The organism is Eubacterium multiforme (assembly GCF_030813415.1).
GTDB lineage: Bacteria > Bacillota > Clostridia > Clostridiales > Clostridiaceae > Clostridium > Clostridium multiforme.
Genome location: NZ_JAUSUF010000011.1, coordinates 58,299 through 81,471, shown reverse-complemented (window position 1 = coordinate 81,471; position 23,173 = coordinate 58,299). Strand labels below are relative to the sequence as shown.

Genomic DNA, 23,173 nt, shown 5'->3' with positions numbered 1-23,173 from the left:
TATCTGGAGCGGAAGACGGGACTCGAACCCGCAACATCCACCTTGGCAAGGTGGCACTCTACCATTGAGTCACTTCCGCATTTTTATAATTTAATTATGGTGCAGGTGAAGGGAGTCGAACCCCCACGCCTAAGGCGCTAGATCCTAAGTCTAGTGCGTCTGCCAATTCCGCCACACCTGCACATTTTTAATTAAATTGGTGGCTCACCCGGGAATCGAACCCGGGACACCATGATTAAAAGTCATGTGCTCTACCGACTGAGCTAGTGAACCATATATTTGGCAGGGATAGCAGGATTTGAACCTACGAATACCACAGTCAAAGTGTGGTGCCTTACCGCTTGGCGATATCCCTTCATGGGGTGAACGATGGGACTCGAACCCACGACAACCAGTGCCACAAACTGGCGCTCTACCAACTGAACTACATTCACCACTACAAAAAATTGGTGCGCCATCAGGGATTCGAACCCTGGACACCCTGATTAAGAGTCAGGTGCTCTACCAACTGAGCTAATGGCACATAAATGGTGCGTCTTAAGGGATTCGAACCCCTGGCCCACGCCTTAGAAGGGCGTTGCTCTATCCAGCTGAGCTAAAGACGCATATTATGGAGCGGGTGAAGGGAATCGAACCCTCGTGGCTAGCTTGGAAGGCTAGAGCTTTACCATTAAGCAACACCCGCATATTTGGAGCGGAAGACGGGACTCGAACCCGCAACATCCACCTTGGCAAGGTGGCACTCTACCATTGAGTCACTTCCGCATTTTTGTAATTTAATTATGGTGCAGATGGGGAGAGTCGAACTCCCACGCCTAAGGCGCTAGATCCTAAGTCTAGTGCGTCTGCCAATTCCGCCACACCTGCACGTTTTTAATTAAATTGGTGGCTCACCCGGGAATCGAACCCGGGACACCATGATTAAAAGTCATGTGCTCTACCGACTGAGCTAGTGAACCATATATTTGGCAGGGATAGCAGGATTTGAACCTACGAATACCACAGTCAAAGTGTGGTGCCTTACCGCTTGGCGATATCCCTACATGGGGTGAACGATGGGACTCGAACCCACGACAACCAGTGCCACAAACTGGCGCTCTACCAACTGAACTACATTCACCATATGGTGCGTCTTAAGGGATTCGAACCCCTGGCCCACGCCTTAGAAGGGCGTTGCTCTATCCAGCTGAGCTAAAGACGCATATTGGAGCGGGTGAAGGGAATCGAACCCTCGTGGCTAGCTTGGAAGGCTAGAGCTTTACCATTAAGCAACACCCGCAGGTATTAAATTATTTAAAGTGGTCGGGGTGACAGGTCTCGAACCTGCGACCTCATGGTCCCAAACCATGCGCGCTACCATCTGCGCCACACCCCGAAATGGTGCGTCTTAAGGGATTCGAACCCCTGGCCCACGCCTTAGAAGGGCGTTGCTCTATCCAGCTGAGCTAAAGACGCATTTCAGAACGTTTATAATTGTAAACCATTCTGTCTTTTTTGTCAAGAGCTTTTTTCAAAACTCTTTTTCAAAGTGGAGCGGGTGAAGGGAATCGAACCCTCGTGGCTAGCTTGGAAGGCTAGAGCTTTACCATTAAGCAACACCCGCATATCTTGTTTATTCTACTTTAAATCACTTAAGATTTATTAAGTTGAATAAGCAACCTGCCTTATTATTTATACAGGTTTTATAAGAATTTGTCAACATCTAATTTAACAAATTTAAAGTGGTCGGGGTGACAGGTCTCGAACCTGCGACCTCATGGTCCCAAACCATGCGCGCTACCATCTGCGCCACACCCCGTAGAGTCATTGATTGCTTACGTCCAACATTCTTATTTACTGTTGTCGCTCACAACGACAATGACTATTCTACATTATCAAAACTAATTCGTCAATACCTTTTTTTAATAATTTCTAATTTAATTTAATAGTTTTTTATTTATAAAGTATATTATCACTATATAATCAAATTATTAATACAATAAAACCATTATTAATAAACCTATCTAAAGGTTATTTACTCAATTGTTTGTAGATATACTTCAGGTTCTTTTCCCTCTTCTAATTTTATAAATCCAATATGTCTACCGTTTCCTCTTGGAAGAGAAACACTTCCAGGATTCATAAGTGTTATACCATTTTCATTAATAATTAATTCCTGATGTGTATGTCCAAATAACCCTATATTAGCTCCTACTTCTTGTACTCTATAATATAAATTATTTAATCCATACTTAACATTATATGCATGACCATGGGTAGCTAATATTTTAACCCCATTTAATTCTATTATTCTTTCTATAGGGTAATCATTAGAATAATCACAATTTCCTGTTACAGCATATACTTCCCCCTGAAATCCTTCTGAAAGGTCAATAACATCATCTACATTATCTCCTAAATGTATTAATACATCTACGCCTTGTAAATGTGTTTTAACGGCTTCTATATACTTTTTTATTCTATGTGTATCACTAATTACAGCTATTAACATAACTCCTCCTACAATACCTCTGAAATTCTATTTTTTAATTCTTTTAAGGCCACTCCTCTATGACTTACTTTACTTTTCTCTTCTAAACTAACTTCCCCAAAAGTTTTTCCAAATTCCTCATAGTAAAATAGAGGGTCATACCCAAAACCACCATTTCCATTTAACTCATTGACTATTATTCCTTTAACTTCCCCTCTAATATCTAAAGTTTTACCTTCTGAATTAATAAGAGTTAAATGACAAACAAATTTAGCTCCTCTTTTTTCTCTTGGAACTCCTTTAAGGTTTAATAATAATTTTTCATTATTTTTCTCATCATTTCCATGTTCTCCAGAGTATCTTGCTGAATATACTCCAGGTTCTCCATTTAAATAATCAACTTCTAAGCCAGAATCATCTGCCATAACAACAAAATCTTCTTCTCCTCTTTTATTTAAATAATCTCTTATCTCTCTTGCCTTTTTATTAGCATTTTCTTTAAATGTTGTTCCATCTTCTATAACATCAATATCTATATTTTCATCCTTTAAAGATTTAACATCTAAATTTAAATCTTTTAAAATTTCTTTTATTTCTTTTATCTTCTTTTGATTATTACTAGCTAAAATAAACTTTTTCATTTATCTTCCTCCTGTTCCAATCCATAAAGCATCCATCTTTAATGAATTTTTTTGAACAGCTATCATTTGTCTTAAACCTTTTTCTCCTAAGTCTAATAATTCATTTAGTTCACATCTAGTCATTGGAGATTCTTCTGCAGTTCCTTGAACCTCAACAAATTCTCCTTCACCTGTTCCTATAACATTCATATCAACTTTAGCATTTGAATCTTCTTCATAGCATAAATCTATAACCTTTTCTCCATTAACTATACCTATACTAGTTGCTGCCACGAAATTTCTTATAGGATAAATCTTAAATGGTTTATCTTTATGAAGTTTGTTAACTGCATCAACCATAGCTATAAATGCTCCTGTTATTGAAGTTGTTCTTGTTCCTCCATCAGCTTGAATAACATCACAATCTATCCAAAGAGTTCTCTCTCCTAATGCTTTTAAATCCACAACTGATCTTAAAGCTCTTCCTATTAACCTTTGAATCTCCATTGTTCTTCCATCTATTTTAAGTCTTGCAATATCTCTAATCTTTCTAGTACCTGTAGCTCTAGGCAGCATGTTATACTCTGCTGTTATCCATCCTTCTCCTGTCCCCTTTAAAAATGGCGGTACTCTTTCTTCTACTGATACATTACAAAGAACTTTTGTATCTCCAACTTCTATATAAACTGATCCTTCTGCATACTTTGTGTAATTTCTAGTTACTTTAGTAGCTCTTATTTGATCATTTTTTCTTCCATCAAATCTCATTACAATTTGCCTCCTTATATTACTATTTAAATTTTCCCTATTTTATAGTAATTTAAATCATTTTTTAGTTTTATGCAATTTTTTTAAAGTTTACTCATATTAATTATTATAAGAATTATATTATGAGGTGAAATATTTTGAGATATATTGGGCCATTTTTTCGTATGAATAGCTTATCACAGGATGAAATATGTGGTCAGCTTTTTCATCTATCAAAAGAAGCTGTTAAAATACTTGCCCTAAATTCTAAATGTGGCTATATATTCCCAGCAAGGAATTCTAAAAAAAGTTCATCTACAAAAGATATTAGCATATTAAGTAAATTTTCACCAGTATTGTGCTTATATAAAAAATCCTCTCCAGTATTTATGCACAACAAAACTTCTCACGGCTTTGATTCCTCATCTTTTAAGCGAGAAGTAAACCCAGCAACTAATGCTTTTATGACAATGTGTTTATTAGAAATGAGTGATTATTATTCTTACTTTAATAAAAAATCTGATGAAAGATCTCTTAAAGACGCTTATAGATTTCTTGCCCGTGAACAATTAGACTTTTACTATGATAATTTAAGAAATACAGAAGGTCTTTTTATTTCTAAAAAAAGTTTATTTGAAAATGGTGCTAAAGAAAGTAATCTAATAAATAAAGATAGAAAATTTTTATTTAGTGATCAGGCATTTATGATGAATGCTTATTATTTATATTCAATTTATGAAGAAGATAATGACGCTAAAAAAGAATATGAGGATTTTTCATCAGAAATACTACAAATGTTTTTAGATTATAAGGAAGCATTATACAATCTATCCTTTGATGAAGGTATTAAAACATTATTAGCATTTAATATATACTATGATTATTCTAAAAATAATGAAATTATAGAATTAATTATAGATTTAAGTGAATTTTTAATTGGTAAGTTTGATGAAAAAGATTATTACGTAGAATCATTAGATACTTGTGCATTATTTGCAATTAATTTAATGAATTCTTATGAACATACTAATTTAATTACATTTAGAGAAAAGTATTGTGAAATAATGGATAGGTTAATTTCTCTTTACGACAAGGATAATAACATACTTCAAAAACTTACTGATAAAAAAGAAATTAAATACACTTCCTTTGATATTTGTTTTTATTTAATATCTCTAATAATGTTTGCTAATAAATCAGGTAATATTAGAGAATATGCACCTTACATTTCAAAAATATATAAAAAATATGTTTTAAATTCGAATTTAGTTACTAGTTGGCCAGATGCACCTGATTTGGATAATCAGGAAAGATATAAAAACTTTAGTATGCTTTCTAAGGATATGTTAGATGAAACATTTTTTAGAATGCCTAATCTACCAACTTTAGCTAGTACTGGAATGTCTCCTATATTTTTAAAAAATGTAACTTATTCAAGGAAGAAGGATATATTTACTTTTTCAAATAGAAGATCCTTTGATAGTTATAAAAATATGTTTATCTTCTATACTATCATTCATACATTTAAGAATGATTTTTTTGATAAATTGGAACTTAGAGAAACTCCCCTTAGAAATAGTATAAAATTAGATGCTACTAAATCTATTGAAGAAAATAACTTTATAGAAGATACAGCAGAAAATTTATCAGGCAATGATAAAACCACTAAAGAAACTACTAAAAAATCTAATAATGAATCTAGTTCTAAATAAGTATATTCTTTTATTTAAGACTATGTTTTTAACTAGTGTTGATTTTAGATAGTATCTAAATATCTAAAATCAACACTTATCTAAAACATAGCCTTATTTTAATATTTGAAATTTTATATTTCCATACCAGTCAAATTCAATATTATTTACTTCTTTAGATATTGCAACTGCCTTATTTTCAAATAATAATGGTAGTATCGTATAGTTATTAAAAAGTGTTTCTTCTAATTCATTAAAATTTTTATTTTCTTTCTTATATAACTTTTCATAAATTTTCAATTCATTTTCTGTATAATAGGATTTTAAGTTTAAATAAAACTCTTTTTTATTATTTGAATTAGAAGTTTCATCTATTATTAAAATATCATATCTTTTTCTAAGTTCTAAATTTTTAAATTCTGTTTCTGTTGCAAGAGTATATCTTATATTTGTGTTTGTATTTTTGTTAAACCAATTTTGAAGTTGCTTAACTATTCCTCTATTTTCATTAGTATCCTTTGCAAGTATAGTTATTATTTCCGGAAGCTTTCCATCCATATTATTTGTCATAACTTTTCTTGACTGTAACTTATCTAAATTATCTTTATCGTCTCTAAAGTAGCTGCTCTCTGCAAGTTCTATATAATTTAAGTTTTGTTCTTCATATTCTATCATTGCAGAATTTATATTAAAATAAAGGGTCTTTCTAACTGATAGAGGTAAATTCTCTGATTCTGAATTTAATGAAATATATTTTCCCTTTTCAGAGGGTAAGGTTTTAAGACGACCTTCGCTTTGTAATCTATTTAGCTCTGTACTTGGAGGATTAATAACAATATCCCTCTCACCTATTTCGAAGGCAGCCATGGACAGTTCTTCATTTTCATCTGAAATTATTTTTATATTTTCAGTAGAATCACTTTTACTTTTGCTATTCTTTTTAAGCTCTATACCATCACTACTAACCTTACTTATAAAGTATTCTCCTGAATATACTATTGTTTTATAATTTCTTTCAATATCATTCCACATTAATAAATACTTTCTAATTCTATATTGAGTCTTTGTAAGCTCATCTAAAAACTTATCATCTTTTTTGTTTAATCTAATTGTAAGTTTATCTTCCTCTGAATTAATAGCTACTCCCTGTTCAAAGGTTGTCTTTCCATTTCTAAATTCTTTTGCTCCATAAACATTTAAAAATGGTATTATATTTTCATCCTTTTCTTCTTTTAATAATTCTTTAAAAAAGTTTTCTATATCCTTTGCTGTAATTCTACTTCCATCACTCCAATAGGCATCATCTACTATTTTAAATTCATATTCAACTCCATCATCTTTTATTTTGACTTCTGTTGCTAAAGATGGCACTAACTTACCATTACTATCCTTCTCCATAAGCCCTCTACTTGTGGCACAAATTATATCCTCTTCACCTACAGTAAGTTTACTTACATCCTTTAACTCATTAGGCATAGTATTAACGGCATATAAAAGGGATTCATTCCCATTAACTTCATCTATTTTCTCTATTTCTATAAAACTTAAAAGGATTATTATAGATATAATAAAACTCGGTATTATTAACTTCTTCAAAAGCTTTGCCTCTCCTTTTTTCTTAACTTATCATAATTATTGTCATTGCCTAATTATTTTAATCACACCTTCGAATATTTTTTGATCCTTTGGTTAAATTTATAAAATAATTATGATATAATTAACCTATATTTGGAGGAGGCGTTAATATGACATTCTTAGTTGGTGCGGTATCCATTATAGGAATACTTTTTATGTTAACTTTTATGTTTATTGGTATATGGCTTTTCATTATAGCCTTAAAAGCCTATAATCAACTTCGATATAAAAATTATATACTTGAAAAAATGAATCAAAAATTGGATGCTCTTTATGTTAACAAAGGAAATTATTCTTATGATGACTTTTTAAATGAAGAAAATTCTGAAGACTTTAATATTCATGATTTAGATAATGTTAAGGATTTTGAGAAGAGAGACCATAAATAAAAAAACTTCTATGAAAACTCATAGAAGTTTTTTTATTTATTATCTTATTGTACCAAATATAAAGCAAACTAAAGATACTGATATACCTAAACTTAAAAGTGTATAAAATATCTTTCTCCTACCAATTTCACTTATCCAAAACCTAATAGCCCATAAACCCATTGTTATTGCAACTATAATTTGGACAGGTAAATATGAATCAAAGATTTCTCCTATATACATAAATTGATATGAAGTTAAAAAAGTACAAATTATAACTATACAAGCTACTATACTTGAAGCAATGCTTAATATATTTATTATTTTCTTCAAATTCTTTAACCTCCTATCATTTCTTCAAATTCATCTTCACTAATAACTTTAACACCTAATTCTTGTGCCTTAGTAAGTTTTGATCCAGCTTCCTTTCCTGCTACAACATAATCAGTTTTTTTACTTACACTTCCTGAAACTTTAGCTCCAAGAGTTTCTAATTTTTCTTTAATTTCTTTCCTTGAGTACTTCTCCATAGTTCCTGTTACAACTACAGTTTTTCCTTCAAATACACTTTGTATTATTTCCATTTCTTCAAATATAGGATTAACTCCAAGTTCTAAAAGTTCGTTAATTGTTTCTATTACTTTATCTTCATTAAAGAATTCAACTATACAACTTGCAACTATATCTCCAACATCAGGAATTTCAACTAACTCTTCAAAAGTAGCCTTTTTTAAGCCCTCAATTGACTTAAATCTATTTACTATATCCTTTGCAGTTTTTACTCCTACATTTTTAATTCCAAGGGCATATATAAATGCATCAAGAGTACAATTTTTACTATTTTCAATTGAATCTAAAAGATTTTGTGCTTTCTTAGGTCCAAATTTCTCTAATGTTACTAACTCATCCTTATTTAACTTATATAAATCACATATTGACTTTATATTTAGTTTTTCAAATAATGCTTCTGCTGTCCTTTCTGAAAAACCTGCAATATTCATAGCTTCCCTTGAAGCATAATGAACTATTGTCTTTACAAGCTGTGGTTTACATGAAAGAGTATTTTCGCAAAATATATGAGCTCCCTCTTCTATTAAATGGCTTCCACAAGCTGGACAATTAGTTGGAGGTATTATTTCAGTTGAATCTTTTAAACTATCTGGAACTACTCCCATTATTTCAGGAATAACATCATTGCTTCTTCTTACAAAAACTTCTGCTCCAACTCTTATACCTTTTCTTTTTATATCATCCATATTATTTAATGTTGCTCTCTTTACAGTAACTCCTGCAAGTTCAACTGGCTCTAAAATAGCTGTTGGTGAAACTCTTCCTCTTCTTCCAACATTCCATTCAACTTCTAAAAGCTTTGTAGTTGCCTCTTGTGCTTCAAACTTATATGCAATAGCCCATTTAGGAAACTTTATAGTATATCCTAAAAGTTCTCTTGTTCTAATATCATCTATAACAAGTACAAGCCCATCTATATCATAATTTAAATCAAATCTAATATCTCTAATATAATCTATCTCTTTTTGAATATCTTCAATTGTATAACATTCTTTAATATAATCATCTACTGGAAAGCCCATTTCTTTTATGAAGCCCATCATTTCCATATAATTTTTAAATTGTTTTCCTTCTTTATATCCAACATCATAGAAAAATGCAGAAAGGTTTCTTCTTGCTGTTTCACGAACATTTAAATTTCTTAAAGCTCCTGCTGCACCATTTCTTAAATTCTTTAATGGAACATCTGCTTCGTTGTTATATTTTTCAAAGGCTTCAGTAGTCATAATTGCTTCTCCATGTACTTCAAATACATCTTTGCAATTTACTTTAAGAGGAATACTTTTTATTGTTTTAACTTGAGCTGTTACATCCTCACCAATAGCTCCGGTTCCTCTAGTTGCTCCAACTACTAATACTCCATTTTCATCATAAGTTAAATTTACTGTTAATCCATCAAACTTTTTTGTTGCTATATATTTTAAAGGAGGTAGGTCTTCTCCCTTTTCTCTCATTTCATTTACAAATTTAACATTTCTATTATGCCATTCTTTAATTTCTTCAATACTTTGAGCTTTTCCTAAACTCCAAAGTCTTCCTTTGTGAGTATATTTTTTAAAGCCATCTAAAACCACATCACCAACTCTTACAGTAGGTGAATATGGTAATACTTCATTAAGTTCCTTTTCTAATAGAACAAGCTCATCATATTTCTTATCATAATCTTTATCACTAACTGATGGATTATCTAAAGAATAATATTCATATGCATATCTATTTAGCTCATCTACAAGAGCCTTCATTTTTTCTCTCTTATCCATAGATACATTTCCTCCTAGTATTATAAAAGTTCTAAGTTTGCCATTGATAACAATAATACTTTAACACCTTGTTTATCAAATGCTATTGTAAGCTTTTTATCACTTCCAGATGGTAGTATAGAAACTACTGTTCCTTCTCCAAACTTTGGATGTTTAACTTTTCTTCCAAGAGTAATCTCTGAGCTATCTACTGACATCTTTGCATTATTTGGAGAAACATGTGAAATTCCACTTGGTGACACAGCTCTATTTTGAGTATTTCTTCCCATAGAATTTCTTAAACTGTGAGGGTTATTAAAGTTTGGCTTTGAAGGTGAATTAAACATACCTTCCCTTGCAGCTCCATTTGTACTTCTTTCATTTACATACTCTTTTAAATCAGTTTTTATTTCACCTATAAAATCTGATTGGCTATAAGACATTGTTCTACCAAAAACTCTTCTAACTTCTGCTGAAGTCATATATAAAGTTTCCTTTGCCCTTGTTATTCCAACATAACAAAGTCTTCTTGCCTCTTCCATTTGATCTTCTTTATCAAAATCGCTCATACTTGGGAAAAGACCATTTTCCATTCCAACCATAAATACATGAGGGAACTCTAATCCCTTTGCACTATGAAGGGTCATAAGTACTACTGAATTTTCTTCTTCATCCTCATTATCAATATCTTGAACTAAAGATACCTTTTCTAGGTAAGCAGTTAAACTTTTATCTTTTTCTTCACTCTTTTCAAATTCAACAGCATCTGAAACTAACTCTTGAAGATTTTCTATTCTACTTTTATCTTCTATTTCATTTGATTTTTTAAGTTCATCTAAATATCCAGTATCTTTTAATATAGTTTCAATTAAAATAGAAACTGGCATAGTTTCTGCCATTATCATAAAGTTATCCATAAGTTCTGTAAACTTTTCAAGTGATGTACAGTTTCTTGCAGTTAAGCTTGGAATACTTCTAACTTCTTGAAGGGCATCCCAAAGATTTAACTCATAAGCATCTGAAAAATCTTGAACTTTATTTACTGTAGCATCTCCTATACTTCTTTTTGGAACATTAATTATTCTCTTTATACTTATATCATCTTGAGGATTTACAAGAACCTTTAGGTAAGCTAACATATCCTTAATTTCTTTTCTGTCGTAGAATTTTGTTCCTCCAACAATTTTATAAGGTATTCCTCTTCTTCTAAAGGTTTCTTCAAATAAACGTGATTGTGCATTTGTTCTATATAAAACTGCAAAATCTTTATTTTCTGCTCCATTTTTAGATTTTATATCTAGTATTTGTCTAGCTACAAAATCCCCTTCTTCTTTATCTGAATATGCTCTATAAATCTTTATTTTACTTCCTGGATCCTGCTCTGTTCTAAGGGCTTTACTTTTTCTTCTTGAATTATTTACTATAACAACATTTGCTGCCTCTAGTATGTTACCTTTAGATCTATAATTTTGTTCAAGTTTTATAACTTTACAATTTGGATAGTCTCTTTCAAACTCAAGAATATTAGTTACATCTGCACCTCTCCACGCATAGATACAATTATGAACTACTATATCATTTGCAATATAGTTTCTTACACCTTTTATATTTAAATCATATAACTTACCACTATATTCTTCTATCTCTACCTTAACTACTCTGTCTTCTACTATTTTATCTCCATTAAATATTGGAACTATCATATCTTCTTTTATACTTCCAATAGGCATTAACATAAAACTTTTTTCTTCTGTTAAATTAGCCTTTTGTAATATTTCAAAATTATTTTCCACATTCATTAATGATTTACTAAAATCATAGGCTTCATCATACTGGGCTCTTTCTGTTTCAATTCTAAAAGTATTTCTTTGTCCGTCTCTAACATTGAATCCAGCTTCTATAAATTTCTTTTTACTTTCCTCATCTGATGTATTAAGTCCTATCCTATGACTATATATTCCATGCTTATTCTTTCTGCCTCCAAAGAAAGTTAAGTTTATTCTCTTTCTTATACTTTCTCCTCTAATTATGGCTGAACTTACATGGTGAGGGAAATCTTTGTAAAGGTATTGTTCCTCCATAAGTTTATCTGCTCTATTTATTGTATCTATCTCTTTAAATAATTCATTTATTCTTTCCTGTGATATGCTAAGTTCTCTTCCTCTAGCATTAAATACTATTGTTGGAAGTCCATATTTTGTTGCAAAATATTCTTCATAATAACTTGCATCACCTATGCTATCACAAACTTTAAGTATCCACATCTTGTCGGCTTGCTCCCCATTTAACCTTACAGCTAAGCCATTTGTGTCACCTTTTCTACTTCTAATTGAAGAAGTTCTACCAACTCTATATCCATAACCTTCCTTATACATCAAATAAACATAATATTTATCAGGAACTATATCTAATTTACTAAATCCAATATGACTTGGAGTACCTTTAATAACTTTTCCACTTTCAGTTGTTATTTTTACTATTTCACCTTTATATTCCTTTGCATTAACTTCATCTACTTCTTTAATAGCTTTTTCAGAATTACCTATGGCTACTAATATTTTGTCGCCTTTTTTTATATCTTCGATTTTTAGTGTTCCTTTTTCGCTATTAATTAAAGTGCCTTCAGTTAAACACTGATCATCGTCTCCTACCACACAGATATTTTTATATCTTTTAGCTAAAAGTCTTACAAATTCATATTGTGCTCCATTTGTATCTTGATACTCATCTACCATAATGTATTTAAATTTATTTTGATAAAATTCTAAAACATCTTCATGATTTTTAAATAATTCTACTGTTTTAAATATAAGATCATCAAAATCTAAAGCATTATTTTCTTTAAGTCTCTTTTGATACATCTCATAAACATCTGCAATTTTCTTCTCCCTAAAATTGCTTTCATGTTCCCTCATAAAACTTGCAGGGCCTTGCATATTATCCTTAGCTCTACCTATCTTTCCCATAATTTCTTGAAGGGTAATATCTTTATCATTTATATTTAAAGCTTTCATACACTCTTTTAAAAGAGTCTTTTGATCTGAAGTATCATATATAGTAAAACTTGATTTATAACCAAGCTTATCGATTTCTCTTCTAAGTATCCTAACACAAGTTGAGTGGAAAGTAGATATCCACATATCATTTGCTTTCTCTCCAACTAAAGATTCAACTCTTTCTCTCATTTCCTTAGCTGCTTTATTAGTAAATGTTATTGCTAAAATGCTCCATGGCTTTATTTCTAAATCTTCAATCATATGAGCCATTCTATATGTTAAAACTCTAGTTTTTCCAGAACCTGCACCAGCTAATATCAAAACTTGGCCTTCAACTGTAACTGCGCCCTCATACTGTTCTTTGTTTAATAATGATTTTAAATCCAAATCATCATCCTCCCTTCCTAGTATTAAAATATTATATCACACATCATCTTTTTATTGTTGCCTTAAAATGCGATTATTAACGAAAATATGATACAATATCTTTATTAAATTTTATTGATTTATGTGGGGGTTTTTTATGAAATTAAAAAAGTTTATATGTATTTTAATTGGAAGTATTTTTATAATTTCTTTAGTAGGTTGCTCTTCAAAAATTGATGAGTCTTCTATAAAAAAATATTCAGATTCTATAACGGAAAATATCCTTTTTTCAATGAGTGATTTAAACTATGATGAATTTAAAAAAGATTTCGATACACAAATGGATGAATTAGTTCCTGATAAAGCTTCTTTTATTAATTTGGTTATGCCTATTCAAAATGCTGTTGGAACTTATGAAAAAGGTTCATTACAATTTGTACAAGCAAAAAAAGGTAAAGATATTATAAGTATTATTTATAGAGCTAAATTTACAAAAGAAAAAGAACCAGTAAATATATCAATATCTTTTAAAGATGATACTTCTAAACATAAAGTTTGCAATTTATATTTTAGCTCTCCAAAAATAAAGGAATTACCTAAAAAATAACTATAAAATAAGCTACTGTCACTTTAACAGTAGCTTATTTCTTTACTAATTATATTTCAAAGCATAAAATTATTTCGTATACTGCAAATAACAATAAGTCAATTCCTATTACTATAGGTGCAACTGCTAATGCAATTATTGGATATATAATTACTAAAACTCCTAGTACGATTAGTATAATTGTATATATTGTTTTGAAATTAAATCCTGCTGTCTTTAATTGGAATTTCTCACATAGTAGTGATATTCCTTTTATTATTTCCCAAACTCCAAAGAATATTACAAAAAATTCTGAAGAATATAATGGTGAGAAACAAAGAGTTAAGCCAAATAGTATATCAATTACTCCATTAAATATAAAGAACCCTTTAGTATCTGACTTAAATGCCTTAACTATTGACATAATACCTGCTACAACTACAAATATTCCTAAAATAAACATAAAATTAATTAATGTTTCTAATGGATATCTTAAAAATATTACTCCTAAAATTGCTAATAAAATTGCTTGTAAAACAAAAGGCCATTTTTTCATATATACCATCTCCTTGGCTTTTAGTTTACTCTTTTTTCCCTTCAATAACCATTTATAAATTCTATCATTTGTTAATTTTTATACTCTAATATATTAATTATTAGTAATATATTTTTAATGCATTAAATTAATATAAGTTATAATTTTTAAAGTAATCCTTTGCAAAATCAACACATTCTCTTTGACTAAATAATTTAATATTAGCATTACCTATTTTATCCAATTTTACATTACATTTCTCTTCAAATTCTTCACCAGCAAACATAAATAATTCTGTCTTAAATTCTATATCATTATACCTTTTAAATATTCTTTCTCCATTTTCTATTATTGGAGATATATTTATAGCCTCAGTATAATTTTTAGCTCTATATTCAGCTAAATGGAAGGATGTATTGCTATCATAATCAACTCCAAGTAATAATACCTTTCCATCTAAATCATAAAATCTAGCAAGAGGTGATTTTTCCCCAAGGGAATATTCTAAACTATGATTTTCTACTATAAAGTCTGAATCCTTACCCCAAGCTGCAAAAGATACTGTTGGGTGATAGCTTCTCTTTACATTTTGAAAATTTCTAAAGCTTTCAACTATTTTACCCATCCCCCATGTTGGAGTTATTTTAGGATCAAAGGCTGGCATTTCTTTTCTTATATTTTCATACCAAGAATCTGGTACTGCTGGTTCTCCCCAAAATATAGGATCACAGTAATCAGCACTATGGGTTGGCATAACTATAGTTCCTTCCTCTGTTATTACTTCCATTAATGCCTTTACAACTGCAACTTCACCTCCACAAACCCATCCTAACTTACTTAAAGCTGAATGAACTAATACTTTATCTCCTTTTTTTAAACCTATTCTTTTAAACTCATCCTTTAAATAACTTATAGTTATAGGTCTTTTTGTATTTTCTATTATTTTTTCTATATTTTCCATAATTCCTCCTAAATATTTTCTTTAGTAAATTATTTTATAATAATATTAAATTCATCAAGTAATGCTAAAACTTCTGGCATACTGAAAACTGCCTTTTTTATATTATTATTTTGAGGATTTATTTTGTAATCCATAGCCTCTTTAAAATTTGCCTTTGAAAGATTTGTACCTTCAAATATGCTATCTTCAAGACTTGATTTTGAAAAATCTGCCCCTCTTAAATCACAACTAATAAAATCACTTGATGTTACATTACATTCCTTAAATTTAGTTTTTGGTATTTTAAGTTCTGCAAAACTACAACTTTGAATAAGTGACTTGTAAAACTCAAAATCTATTATAAATCTATCACATTTAGTAAAATCTACTCCAACTATTTTACAATCAATAAACTTAACTCCTCTAAGTTTTGAATAATAAAACTTTGAAAGAGTTATATTGCACTCCTTTAAAGTACAACTATCAAAAGTTACTTCTAAAAAGTTTGTTCCTGAAAAATCACATCCATTAAATATACATCTTTCAAAATTCACTTCCCTTATTTCTCTATTCCTAATTTTAATTTTTTCAAAAACTTCATCATAATAATCATATTCAAAAAATCCATCTTCCATATATTTTCACCTTACCCTATTTATATTTTAAATTTCAAATTATACTCTTGTTATTTTTCTAATTCACTAACTTTTATTACAAACTTACTATTTGGTAATATTTAATATCTTTTATTTTAGGAATTATTATATTAATTAAAGTTATTTTACTACAAACTACTACTAATAGAATTAATATCAAATATTTTTTTGATATTTTTCCTTTAACTACTTTTACTAAATTAATTACAATTGAAACTACTATAAATATAATTGCCAATATTTGAAAACATAAAACTGATATAAAATTCATAAAAGCCTCTCCATCTCAATTTACATATAATAATATAAATACTATTGTTTATTCTTTATATCATTATAGTATATAATTGATAAAAAAATTATCTAGTAATATAATTTCTATATATTATGTAAGAGGTGATTTTATTGGAATACAATTCTTTACTAAAAAATTGTAATCTTTGTATGCGTAGATGTAATGTAAATAGATTAAAGGGAGAAGTTGGCGTTTGTAATTCTTCTGACAAAATAAAAGTTGCAAGAGCTAAGCTTCATATGTGGGAGGAACCTCCAATATCTTTAGATAATGGTTCTGGTACAGTTTTCTTTTCTAACTGTAATTTTAAATGTGTATTTTGCCAAAATCATGAAATAAGTCAAGAACACAAGGGAGCATTTATAACAGTTAATGAACTAGCTAATATATTTTTAAGACTTCAAAAAGAAGGAGCAAACAATATTAACCTAGTTACTCCAACCCATTATGTTCCTCAAATAATAGAAGCTTTAAAAATAGCAAAAAAAGAAGGATTGACTCTTCCAATACTTTATAATACGAATGGCTATGATTCTTTGGAAACAATAAAGGCTTTAAAAGGATATATTGACGTATATCTTCCTGATTTTAAATATTTTGATGATAAATATGCTATTAAATATTCTAAAGCTCCAAATTATAGAGAAAATTTAATAAAAATATTAAAAGAAATGTTTTCTCAAGTTTCTAAAAATAAATTTGATAATAAAGGAAGAATGATTAAAGGAATGATAATTAGACATCTTATGCTTCCAGGACTTTTATTTGATTCAAAAAAAGTTATAGATACTATATATTCTCTATTTGGAGATAATGTGTACATAAGTATAATGAATCAATATACACCTATGTTTAAAGCTTTTGAATTTAAAGAAATCTCAAAACCTTTAAATCCTAAAGTTTATGATAGTTTAATTAATTATGCTGCTGAAATCGGGATAAAAAATGCATTTATACAAGATAATGGCACAAATACTACTGATTTTGTTCCCTCATTCAACTTAGAAGGTGTTTTTGAATAACTTCTAATTAGATTATTAACAAAAAAAATAATATAATTATATTAATAAATATAAATTTACAAAGTAATCTTTATTATTTTGTATTTTAATTAATATATATTTATTAAATAATATAATTAAGAGGTGATATTTATGGAAGGAAAAAAATTTACTTTAAAACCTTTACCTTACGCTTACGATTCTTTAGAACCATTTATTGATGAAAGGACTGTAACTATTCACCATGATAAACATCAGCAAACTTATGTTGATAATTTAAACAAGGCTTTATCTAAACATCCAGAACTTTTTAATATGTCCTTAGATGACATACTTAAAAATATTGAACTTATTCCTTGTGATATAAAGCAAGCAGTTATAAATAATGCTGGTGGTGTTTATAATCATGAGTTTTACTTTGATGGAATAGGTCCAAATAAAGGTGGAGAACCTGAGGGAGCTTTAAAAGAAGCTATTTCTAATACTTTTGGATCTTATGAAAACTTTAAAGCTAAACTAAAGGAAGCTGCCTTAGGTCAATTTGGATCAGGTTGGGGCTGGTTAGTTTTAAATAAAGATAATAAACTTGAAATCATATCCACAGCTAATCAAAATAATCCACTATCAAATAGACAAACTCCACTATTAACTGTTGATGTTTGGGAACATGCATACTATTTAAAATATCAAAATAGACGTGCTGATTATTTAGATGGTTTCTTTGAACTTATAAACTGGGATGTAGTTAGTGATCGTTTTAAAAAAGCAACAAATTTATAATAAAAAATAATATATATAATAATAAAAAGGCAAAATTATAAATCTTAGTAAATTATATTTTTCTAAGAATTTTATAATTTTGCCCTTTTCTCTTTTAAAATAATAATCTTTTAATATAATTATTTTCTAAATATAATCTTCTAATTTTCTAAAGGAGTATCCTTCCTTTTTTAAATTACTTATAACTACCTTTACTCCCTCAAAGGTTTGCCCTTTAGGTTTATTCATATGATAAATTAATATAGAACCTCTTTTAGCTTTTTTACCTTGAGCTATAATTTCTTTTTTTGAAAAGGTAGCTCCTGCATCTCCTAATACATCAAAACCTCCTATTTCATAACCTAAATCCTTCGCTATCTTTACAGATATATCATCATAATAGGCAGTTCCTGATCTAAAAAACTTTGGTTTCTTTCCTGTAAGTTCAGTTATTTTCTTATCATTTCCCATAATTTCATTATAAACCTCTTTAATGGAAGTAGTTCCTTTTATATTATAAACTTCCCTTCCATTTACACTTAAAGGTCTATGCAATGTTCCATGATTTTGAATTGAAAGTAATTTATTACTAGCTAATTCACTAAATAATTTTTTATTACTATCAATCCATCTGCTATTAATAAATAAAGTAGCTTCTATTTTTTCTTTCTTTAAATAATCTATAAGCTCCTTATCATAATCACTTCCATATTTACCTCCACAGGCATCAAAGGTTAAAAATACTACTTTATCCTTTGTTTTTATATGATTTAATACTCCAGTAGTTTTTTCACTAAATTCCTTAGGGGTTTTTCCTTTATACTTTTCTTCTATTTGTTCTAATGTAACTGTATTTTCTTCTTTATTATCTTTTTCTTCCTTTGAAATATTATTAGAAATATTCTCCTTATTATCTACCTTTACATCTGTTTCCTTTTTAGCAGAACATGACATTAAATTAATAGTTATAAAAGTAATACTAAGTGCTATTGCTATCTTTTTTAAGCCTTTCATAATTCCTCCCTTAAAACCATAATATAATTAAATTTTATACTAATTTTAAAATATTATCTATTTTAACTTGGATAAATAAAGTTATGCTTTATTTTTTTTCTATATTAGATTAAAATTAAAGGTAAATGTATAATATATAGACATAGATTAGAGGTTGTTTTTAATAGCCCTATTTAAAATATACTTAACAGGAGGGGTAATATTTATGTCAAACGATATAAATTCTTCTAACTTCATAAGAAATATTATTATTGAAGATTTAGAAAGCGGTAAGCATGATAGTATAATTACTAGATTTCCACCTGAACCTAATGGTTATCTACATATAGGTCATGCCAAATCAATTCTTTTAAACTTTGGACTTGGTGAAGAATTTAAAGGAAGAACAAATTTAAGATTTGATGATACAAATCCAGTTAAAGAAGATACTGAATATGTACAATCAATAGAAGAGGATGTAAAATGGCTAGGTTGCCATTGGAGTGAACTTCACTTTGCATCAAACTATTTTGATGAAATGTATAAAAGAGCTATACTTTTAATAAATAAAGGATTAGCATATGTTTGCGATTTAACTCCAGAGGAAGCTAAAGAATACAGAGGAACTTTAACTGAACCTGGAAAAGACAGTCCTTACAGAAATAGAACTGTAGAAGAAAACCTTGAACTATTCGAAAGAATGAGAAAAGGTGAATTTAAAGATGGTGAAAAAGTTTTAAGAGCTAAAATAGATATGGCTTCTCCTAACATGAATATGAGAGATCCTATAATATATAGAATTGCTCACATAGCACATCATAATACAGGTGATAAATGGTGTATATATCCTATGTATGACTTTGCTCACCCACTAGAAGATGCTATTGAAGGAATAACTCATTCAATTTGTACTTTAGAATTTGCAGATCATAGACCTTTATATGACTGGATAGTTAAAGAGTGTGAAATGGAAAATGTTCCAAGACAAATAGAATTTGCAAGACTTAATATGACTAATACTGTTATGAGTAAAAGAAAACTTAAACAATTAGTTGATGAGCATGTAGTTGATGGATGGGATGACCCAAGAATGCCAACTATATCAGGACTTAGAAGAAGAGGATATACTCCTGAATCTATAAGAAATTTCTGCACTGCTATTGGAGTTGCTAAAAATAATTCAATAGTTGATTCTCAAATGCTTGATTATTTCTTAAGAGAAGATCTTCAAACTAAAGTTCCTACTGCAATGGCAATAACAAAACCACTTAAGGTTATTATAACTAACTACCCAGAAGGACAAACTGAAATGTTACCTGTAGATAATAATCCTAAGAATCCAGAACTAGGAACTAGGGAAATTCCATTTTCTAGAGAAATATATGTTGAAAGTGATGACTTTATGGAAGTTCCTGTAAAGAAATACTTTAGACTATTCCCTGGAAACGAAGTTAGACTTATGGGAGCATATTTCATAAAATGTAATGATGTTATAAAAGATGCTAATGGAAATGTAGTTGAACTTCATTGTACTTATGATCCTGAAACTAAAAGTGGATCAGGATTTAAAGGAAGAAAAGTTAAAGGTACAATTCACTGGGTTAATGCAGCTTCTGCAGTACCAGCTGAATTTAGATTATATGAACCTTTAATATTAGATGATTTAGAAGGAAATGAAGGAAAACATTTCTTAGAACAAATAAATCCAGATTCAATGGAAGTATTACAAGGATTTGTAGAGCCTGTTGCAATTAAAGATGCAAAGCCTTTAGATAAATTCCAAATGATTAGAAATGGTTTCTTCTCAGTAGATACTAAAGATACTACTGATGAAAAGTTAGTATTTAACAGAATAGTTCCTTTAAAAAGCTCATTTAAACTAAAGTAAAATATTATTATAATTATAAAGCAACTCTAAAATTTTAGAGTTGCTTTTTTAAATTAAATATATTATAGGTTAATAAATTTATTAAATCTTTCGCGAACTTTATCTTCACCCATAATTTGCATTATTGTATAAAGGTCTGGAGTATTTGTTCTATGGCTAAGTGCTGCTCTTACTGCACCTGCTACATCTGAAACCATTCCTTTAAATTGTTCTGGATTTTTCTTATATTCTTTTCTGTTTGTTGCATATCCAAGTTCTACTGCTAATGCTTTAAGTTCTTCAAACCAAGTTTCTTGATCTGTATTGAAGTTATATATTTTAGCATAGTTTTCTATTATATTCTTTGCTGCTTCTAATTCTAAAGTTTTTGGAAGTTCAACATCTTCTGCTGTTTCTTTATCAAATAATTCGTCAAAAAAGTAGAAAATCTTTTCTTTAACTTCATTCCACTTACCAAAATCTTTTCTAGGCTTTGGACCTTCTTTATCTATATTAAATACTTCCTTCATCATAGCTTCATTATTAGTTACAAGTTCAAACATTTCTTTATCAAAATCTTTTGCCCAAGCTATGTAGTAATTATAAACATCTTCTGCTTTCATTTTGCAAATAACATTTTTACTTACATCATGAAGTTTTACTATATCAAATAATGCACCTGATTTACTCATCTTATCTAAAGCTACAGGGAATTCATGATAATCAGCATCTGTATTTTCTGCTCTCCATTCTTCAAAAGTTGAATTTATAATATTTAAAAGATATTCAATAACTGAAACAGCTGGATATCCTTCTTCTCTATAATAACTTACTGCACTTTCTGGATCTTTTCTCTTTGAAAGTTTTCTCTTTGAACCATTTTCTGATTTCATTATTGTTGGAACGTGAGCATAATTTGGTCTCTTAAATCCTAAAACATCAAATAATTGAAGATGTATTGGAAGTGATGATAACCATTCTTCTCCTCTTATTACATCTGTAGTATGCATTAAAGCATCATCTATAGCATGTGCAAAATGATAAGTTGGAAGTCCATCTGATTTAATTATAACTATATCTTGAATATTTTCTGGGAATGAAACATCTCCCTTTATTAAATCATGACATTCTACTCTATTTTCTTCTTTTCCTGGTGATTTTAATCTTAAAATATATTCTTCACCATTTTCAATTTTCTTTATTGCTTCTTCTACTGGAAGATCTCTATAAATAGCATACTTTCCATAATATCCTGGAGTAATTTTTTCTGCCATTTGCTTTTCTCTTATTTCATTTAATTCTTCTGTAGTACAGAAACATGGATAAGCTAATCCTTTTTCTACTAAATCTTTAGCAAATGTATGATATATTTCTTTTCTCTTACTTTGTCTATATGGACCATATTCTCCCTTTGAAGTTTCTTCTCCTGTCATACCTTCATCAAAGTTCATTCCAAAGTTATGCATAGTAGCTATTGTATCTTCAATTGCTCCTTCAACTTCTCTTTTTTGGTCAGTATCTTCTATTCTTAAATAAAAGATTCCTTCACTTTGATGAGCAAGTCTTTCATTTATAAGAGCTGCATAAACTCCTCCAATATGTTGGAAACCTGTTGGACTTGGTGCATATCTTACAACTCTAGCGCCCTCTTTTAAATTTCTTTCTGGATATTTTTCTAAATAATATTCTGGAGTTTGTAGTTCTTCTTTAAATATTAAATTTGCTAGTTTTTCTCTACTCATTTCTTCATCGCCTTTCTAGTTTTTAGTAAAATAAAAAAAAGCCCCTAAGTCCTAATATTTTAGGACGAAAAGACTACACTTTACGCGGTACCACCTAAATTAGTTTGAGAAAATTTTTCTCTAAACTCACTTTATTCTCTATAAGGGGAGAAACCCAAATATCTACTTTTATATTTATTATATTTTCGATATTATGCTCCAAAGCTTCTTTCTATGAAATTACTTACAAAGTTTCCACCATACCTTTGCTCTCTTTAAAGTAATTTTTCATATACTCTTCTTTTTCATAGCATTATTTCTTTAATTTAGTTTATTTAATTATACATTCATTAAATATTATTGTAAACCTATCTTTTAAAAGACAAATTTATATTTAATTCATTTCTACTAATTTTTGCAATAAATATTTCATTATATAAATATAATGATTTTTTTTATTCATTTATAGCTAATTATACTATTCACTTATTTAGTATATGAAAGTATCAATAAAATTATTTGCATATACTCATTATTTTAGAGCACAAAAAACGCAACCCTTGGGGCCAGGTTGCGTTTTAGCAATAAGCAATAAATAAAAAGGGGGCTATTTATTCC

General features: G+C 29.2%; 19 protein-coding genes, 19 tRNA genes and 1 other annotated feature. Of the genes, 6 read left to right on the top strand and 32 right to left on the bottom strand.

The window, feature by feature from the left end:
* Positions 1-4: 4 nt before the first annotated feature.
* The 22 genes from J2S18_RS12980 to rph form a co-directional block, all read right to left on the bottom strand.
* Positions 5-79: transfer RNA gene (locus J2S18_RS12980), tRNA-Gly, on the bottom strand.
* Positions 80-97: 18 nt separating this feature from the next.
* A tRNA-Leu gene (locus J2S18_RS12975) sits at positions 98-181 on the bottom strand.
* A 16-nt stretch (positions 182-197) separates the two neighbouring features.
* A tRNA-Lys gene (locus J2S18_RS12970) sits at positions 198-273 on the bottom strand.
* A 7-nt stretch (positions 274-280) separates the two neighbouring features.
* Positions 281-355: transfer RNA gene (locus J2S18_RS12965), tRNA-Gln, on the bottom strand.
* 3 nt (positions 356-358) lie between these two features.
* Positions 359-434: transfer RNA gene (locus J2S18_RS12960), tRNA-His, on the bottom strand.
* A 13-nt stretch (positions 435-447) separates the two neighbouring features.
* Positions 448-523: transfer RNA gene (locus J2S18_RS12955), tRNA-Lys, on the bottom strand.
* 5 nt (positions 524-528) lie between these two features.
* Positions 529-605: transfer RNA gene (locus J2S18_RS12950), tRNA-Arg, on the bottom strand.
* 6 nt (positions 606-611) lie between these two features.
* Positions 612-685: transfer RNA gene (locus tag J2S18_RS12945), tRNA-Gly, on the bottom strand.
* A 5-nt stretch (positions 686-690) separates the two neighbouring features.
* Positions 691-765 (bottom strand) — tRNA-Gly (locus J2S18_RS12940).
* An 18-nt stretch (positions 766-783) separates the two neighbouring features.
* Positions 784-867 (bottom strand) — tRNA-Leu (locus J2S18_RS12935).
* Between the two features lie 16 nt (positions 868-883).
* Positions 884-959, bottom strand: a tRNA-Lys gene (locus tag J2S18_RS12930).
* A gap of 7 nt (positions 960-966) precedes the next feature.
* A tRNA-Gln gene (locus tag J2S18_RS12925) sits at positions 967-1,041 on the bottom strand.
* A 3-nt stretch (positions 1,042-1,044) separates the two neighbouring features.
* Positions 1,045-1,120, bottom strand: a tRNA-His gene (locus tag J2S18_RS12920).
* A 4-nt stretch (positions 1,121-1,124) separates the two neighbouring features.
* Positions 1,125-1,201 (bottom strand) — tRNA-Arg (locus J2S18_RS12915).
* A 4-nt stretch (positions 1,202-1,205) separates the two neighbouring features.
* Positions 1,206-1,279: transfer RNA gene (locus J2S18_RS12910), tRNA-Gly, on the bottom strand.
* Between the two features lie 20 nt (positions 1,280-1,299).
* A tRNA-Pro gene (locus tag J2S18_RS12905) sits at positions 1,300-1,375 on the bottom strand.
* A gap of 3 nt (positions 1,376-1,378) precedes the next feature.
* Positions 1,379-1,455: transfer RNA gene (locus tag J2S18_RS12900), tRNA-Arg, on the bottom strand.
* A gap of 74 nt (positions 1,456-1,529) precedes the next feature.
* Positions 1,530-1,603, bottom strand: a tRNA-Gly gene (locus tag J2S18_RS12895).
* 119 nt (positions 1,604-1,722) lie between these two features.
* Positions 1,723-1,798, bottom strand: a tRNA-Pro gene (locus tag J2S18_RS12890).
* Between the two features lie 216 nt (positions 1,799-2,014).
* Positions 2,015-2,491 (bottom strand): YfcE family phosphodiesterase, encoded by a 477-nt coding sequence (locus J2S18_RS12885; protein WP_307487393.1) that lies wholly within the window; start codon positions 2,489-2,491, stop codon positions 2,015-2,017.
* 8 nt (positions 2,492-2,499) lie between these two features.
* A complete protein-coding gene (locus J2S18_RS12880; protein WP_307487392.1) occupies positions 2,500-3,111 on the bottom strand; it encodes an XTP/dITP diphosphatase in 612 nt (203 codons plus the stop codon).
* On the bottom strand, positions 3,112-3,858 hold the full coding sequence (rph, locus tag J2S18_RS12875) for a ribonuclease PH (RefSeq protein WP_307487391.1): 747 nt from the start codon (positions 3,856-3,858) through the stop codon (positions 3,112-3,114).
* A gap of 137 nt (positions 3,859-3,995) precedes the next feature.
* On the opposite strand from rph, the gene J2S18_RS12870 reads away from it, so the two are divergent.
* Complete coding sequence (locus tag J2S18_RS12870; protein ID WP_307487390.1) at positions 3,996-5,549, top strand: hypothetical protein; 1,554 nt, start codon at positions 3,996-3,998, stop codon at positions 5,547-5,549.
* A 93-nt stretch (positions 5,550-5,642) separates the two neighbouring features.
* Here J2S18_RS12870 and J2S18_RS12865 read toward each other — a convergent pair whose 3' ends face one another.
* Positions 5,643-7,124, bottom strand: a complete 1,482-nt coding sequence (locus tag J2S18_RS12865) for an ABC transporter substrate-binding protein (RefSeq protein ID WP_307487389.1) — start codon at positions 7,122-7,124, stop codon at positions 5,643-5,645.
* A 149-nt stretch (positions 7,125-7,273) separates the two neighbouring features.
* On the opposite strand from J2S18_RS12865, the gene J2S18_RS12860 reads away from it, so the two are divergent.
* On the top strand, positions 7,274-7,552 hold the full coding sequence (locus J2S18_RS12860; protein WP_307487388.1) for a hypothetical protein: 279 nt from the start codon (positions 7,274-7,276) through the stop codon (positions 7,550-7,552).
* 39 nt (positions 7,553-7,591) lie between these two features.
* On the opposite strand, the gene J2S18_RS12855 is transcribed toward J2S18_RS12860, so the two are convergent.
* The 3 genes from J2S18_RS12855 to J2S18_RS12845 are packed head-to-tail and all read right to left on the bottom strand — an operon-like array spanning position 7,592 to position 13,223.
* Complete coding sequence (locus J2S18_RS12855; RefSeq protein WP_307487387.1) at positions 7,592-7,864, bottom strand: hypothetical protein; 273 nt, start codon at positions 7,862-7,864, stop codon at positions 7,592-7,594.
* 5 nt (positions 7,865-7,869) lie between these two features.
* On the bottom strand, positions 7,870-9,861 hold the full coding sequence (gene ligA / locus J2S18_RS12850; RefSeq protein WP_307487386.1) for an NAD-dependent DNA ligase LigA: 1,992 nt from the start codon (positions 9,859-9,861) through the stop codon (positions 7,870-7,872).
* Between the two features lie 20 nt (positions 9,862-9,881).
* A complete protein-coding gene (locus J2S18_RS12845) occupies positions 9,882-13,223 on the bottom strand; it encodes a UvrD-helicase domain-containing protein (RefSeq protein ID WP_307487385.1) in 3,342 nt (1,113 codons plus the stop codon).
* Between the two features lie 136 nt (positions 13,224-13,359).
* On the opposite strand from J2S18_RS12845, the gene J2S18_RS12840 reads away from it, so the two are divergent.
* The gene (locus tag J2S18_RS12840) at positions 13,360-13,809 is read left to right on the top strand and encodes a hypothetical protein (protein WP_307487384.1); all 450 of its coding nucleotides are present in this window, start codon (positions 13,360-13,362) and stop codon (positions 13,807-13,809) included.
* Between the two features lie 49 nt (positions 13,810-13,858).
* Here the strand turns inward: J2S18_RS12840 and J2S18_RS12835 are convergent, their stop codons facing one another.
* The 4 genes from J2S18_RS12835 to J2S18_RS12820 form a co-directional block, all read right to left on the bottom strand.
* Positions 13,859-14,344 (bottom strand): HdeD family acid-resistance protein, encoded by a 486-nt coding sequence (locus tag J2S18_RS12835; protein WP_307487383.1) that lies wholly within the window; start codon positions 14,342-14,344, stop codon positions 13,859-13,861.
* Between the two features lie 127 nt (positions 14,345-14,471).
* Positions 14,472-15,284: an AAC(3) family N-acetyltransferase gene (locus tag J2S18_RS12830; RefSeq protein ID WP_307487382.1), complete on the bottom strand. Its 813-nt coding sequence runs from the start codon at positions 15,282-15,284 to the stop codon at positions 14,472-14,474.
* Between the two features lie 29 nt (positions 15,285-15,313).
* Positions 15,314-15,898, bottom strand: a complete 585-nt coding sequence (locus J2S18_RS12825) for a pentapeptide repeat-containing protein (RefSeq protein WP_307487381.1) — start codon at positions 15,896-15,898, stop codon at positions 15,314-15,316.
* 76 nt (positions 15,899-15,974) lie between these two features.
* A complete protein-coding gene (locus J2S18_RS12820; RefSeq protein WP_307487380.1) occupies positions 15,975-16,190 on the bottom strand; it encodes a hypothetical protein in 216 nt (71 codons plus the stop codon).
* Positions 16,191-16,324: 134 nt separating this feature from the next.
* Here J2S18_RS12820 and J2S18_RS12815 point away from each other — a divergent pair, with 134 nt between their 5' ends.
* Both J2S18_RS12815 and J2S18_RS12810 read left to right on the top strand, forming a co-directional pair.
* The gene (locus tag J2S18_RS12815) at positions 16,325-17,236 is read left to right on the top strand and encodes a radical SAM protein (protein ID WP_307487379.1); all 912 of its coding nucleotides are present in this window, start codon (positions 16,325-16,327) and stop codon (positions 17,234-17,236) included.
* Positions 17,237-17,368: 132 nt separating this feature from the next.
* Complete coding sequence (locus J2S18_RS12810) at positions 17,369-17,995, top strand: superoxide dismutase (protein WP_307487378.1); 627 nt, start codon at positions 17,369-17,371, stop codon at positions 17,993-17,995.
* A 126-nt stretch (positions 17,996-18,121) separates the two neighbouring features.
* On the opposite strand, the gene J2S18_RS12805 is transcribed toward J2S18_RS12810, so the two are convergent.
* Positions 18,122-18,988 (bottom strand): polysaccharide deacetylase family protein, encoded by an 867-nt coding sequence (locus J2S18_RS12805; RefSeq protein WP_307487377.1) that lies wholly within the window; start codon positions 18,986-18,988, stop codon positions 18,122-18,124.
* A 205-nt stretch (positions 18,989-19,193) separates the two neighbouring features.
* Between J2S18_RS12805 and J2S18_RS12800 the strand changes: the two genes are divergently transcribed.
* Positions 19,194-20,855, top strand: a complete 1,662-nt coding sequence (locus tag J2S18_RS12800) for a glutamine--tRNA ligase/YqeY domain fusion protein (RefSeq protein WP_307487376.1) — start codon at positions 19,194-19,196, stop codon at positions 20,853-20,855.
* Positions 20,856-20,917: 62 nt separating this feature from the next.
* Here J2S18_RS12800 and gltX read toward each other — a convergent pair whose 3' ends face one another.
* Positions 20,918-22,576 (bottom strand): glutamate--tRNA ligase, encoded by a 1,659-nt coding sequence (gene gltX / locus J2S18_RS12795; protein ID WP_307487375.1) that lies wholly within the window; start codon positions 22,574-22,576, stop codon positions 20,918-20,920.
* A gap of 57 nt (positions 22,577-22,633) precedes the next feature.
* Positions 22,634-22,873: a binding site (T-box leader), on the bottom strand.
* Positions 22,874-23,173 lie beyond the last annotated feature (300 nt).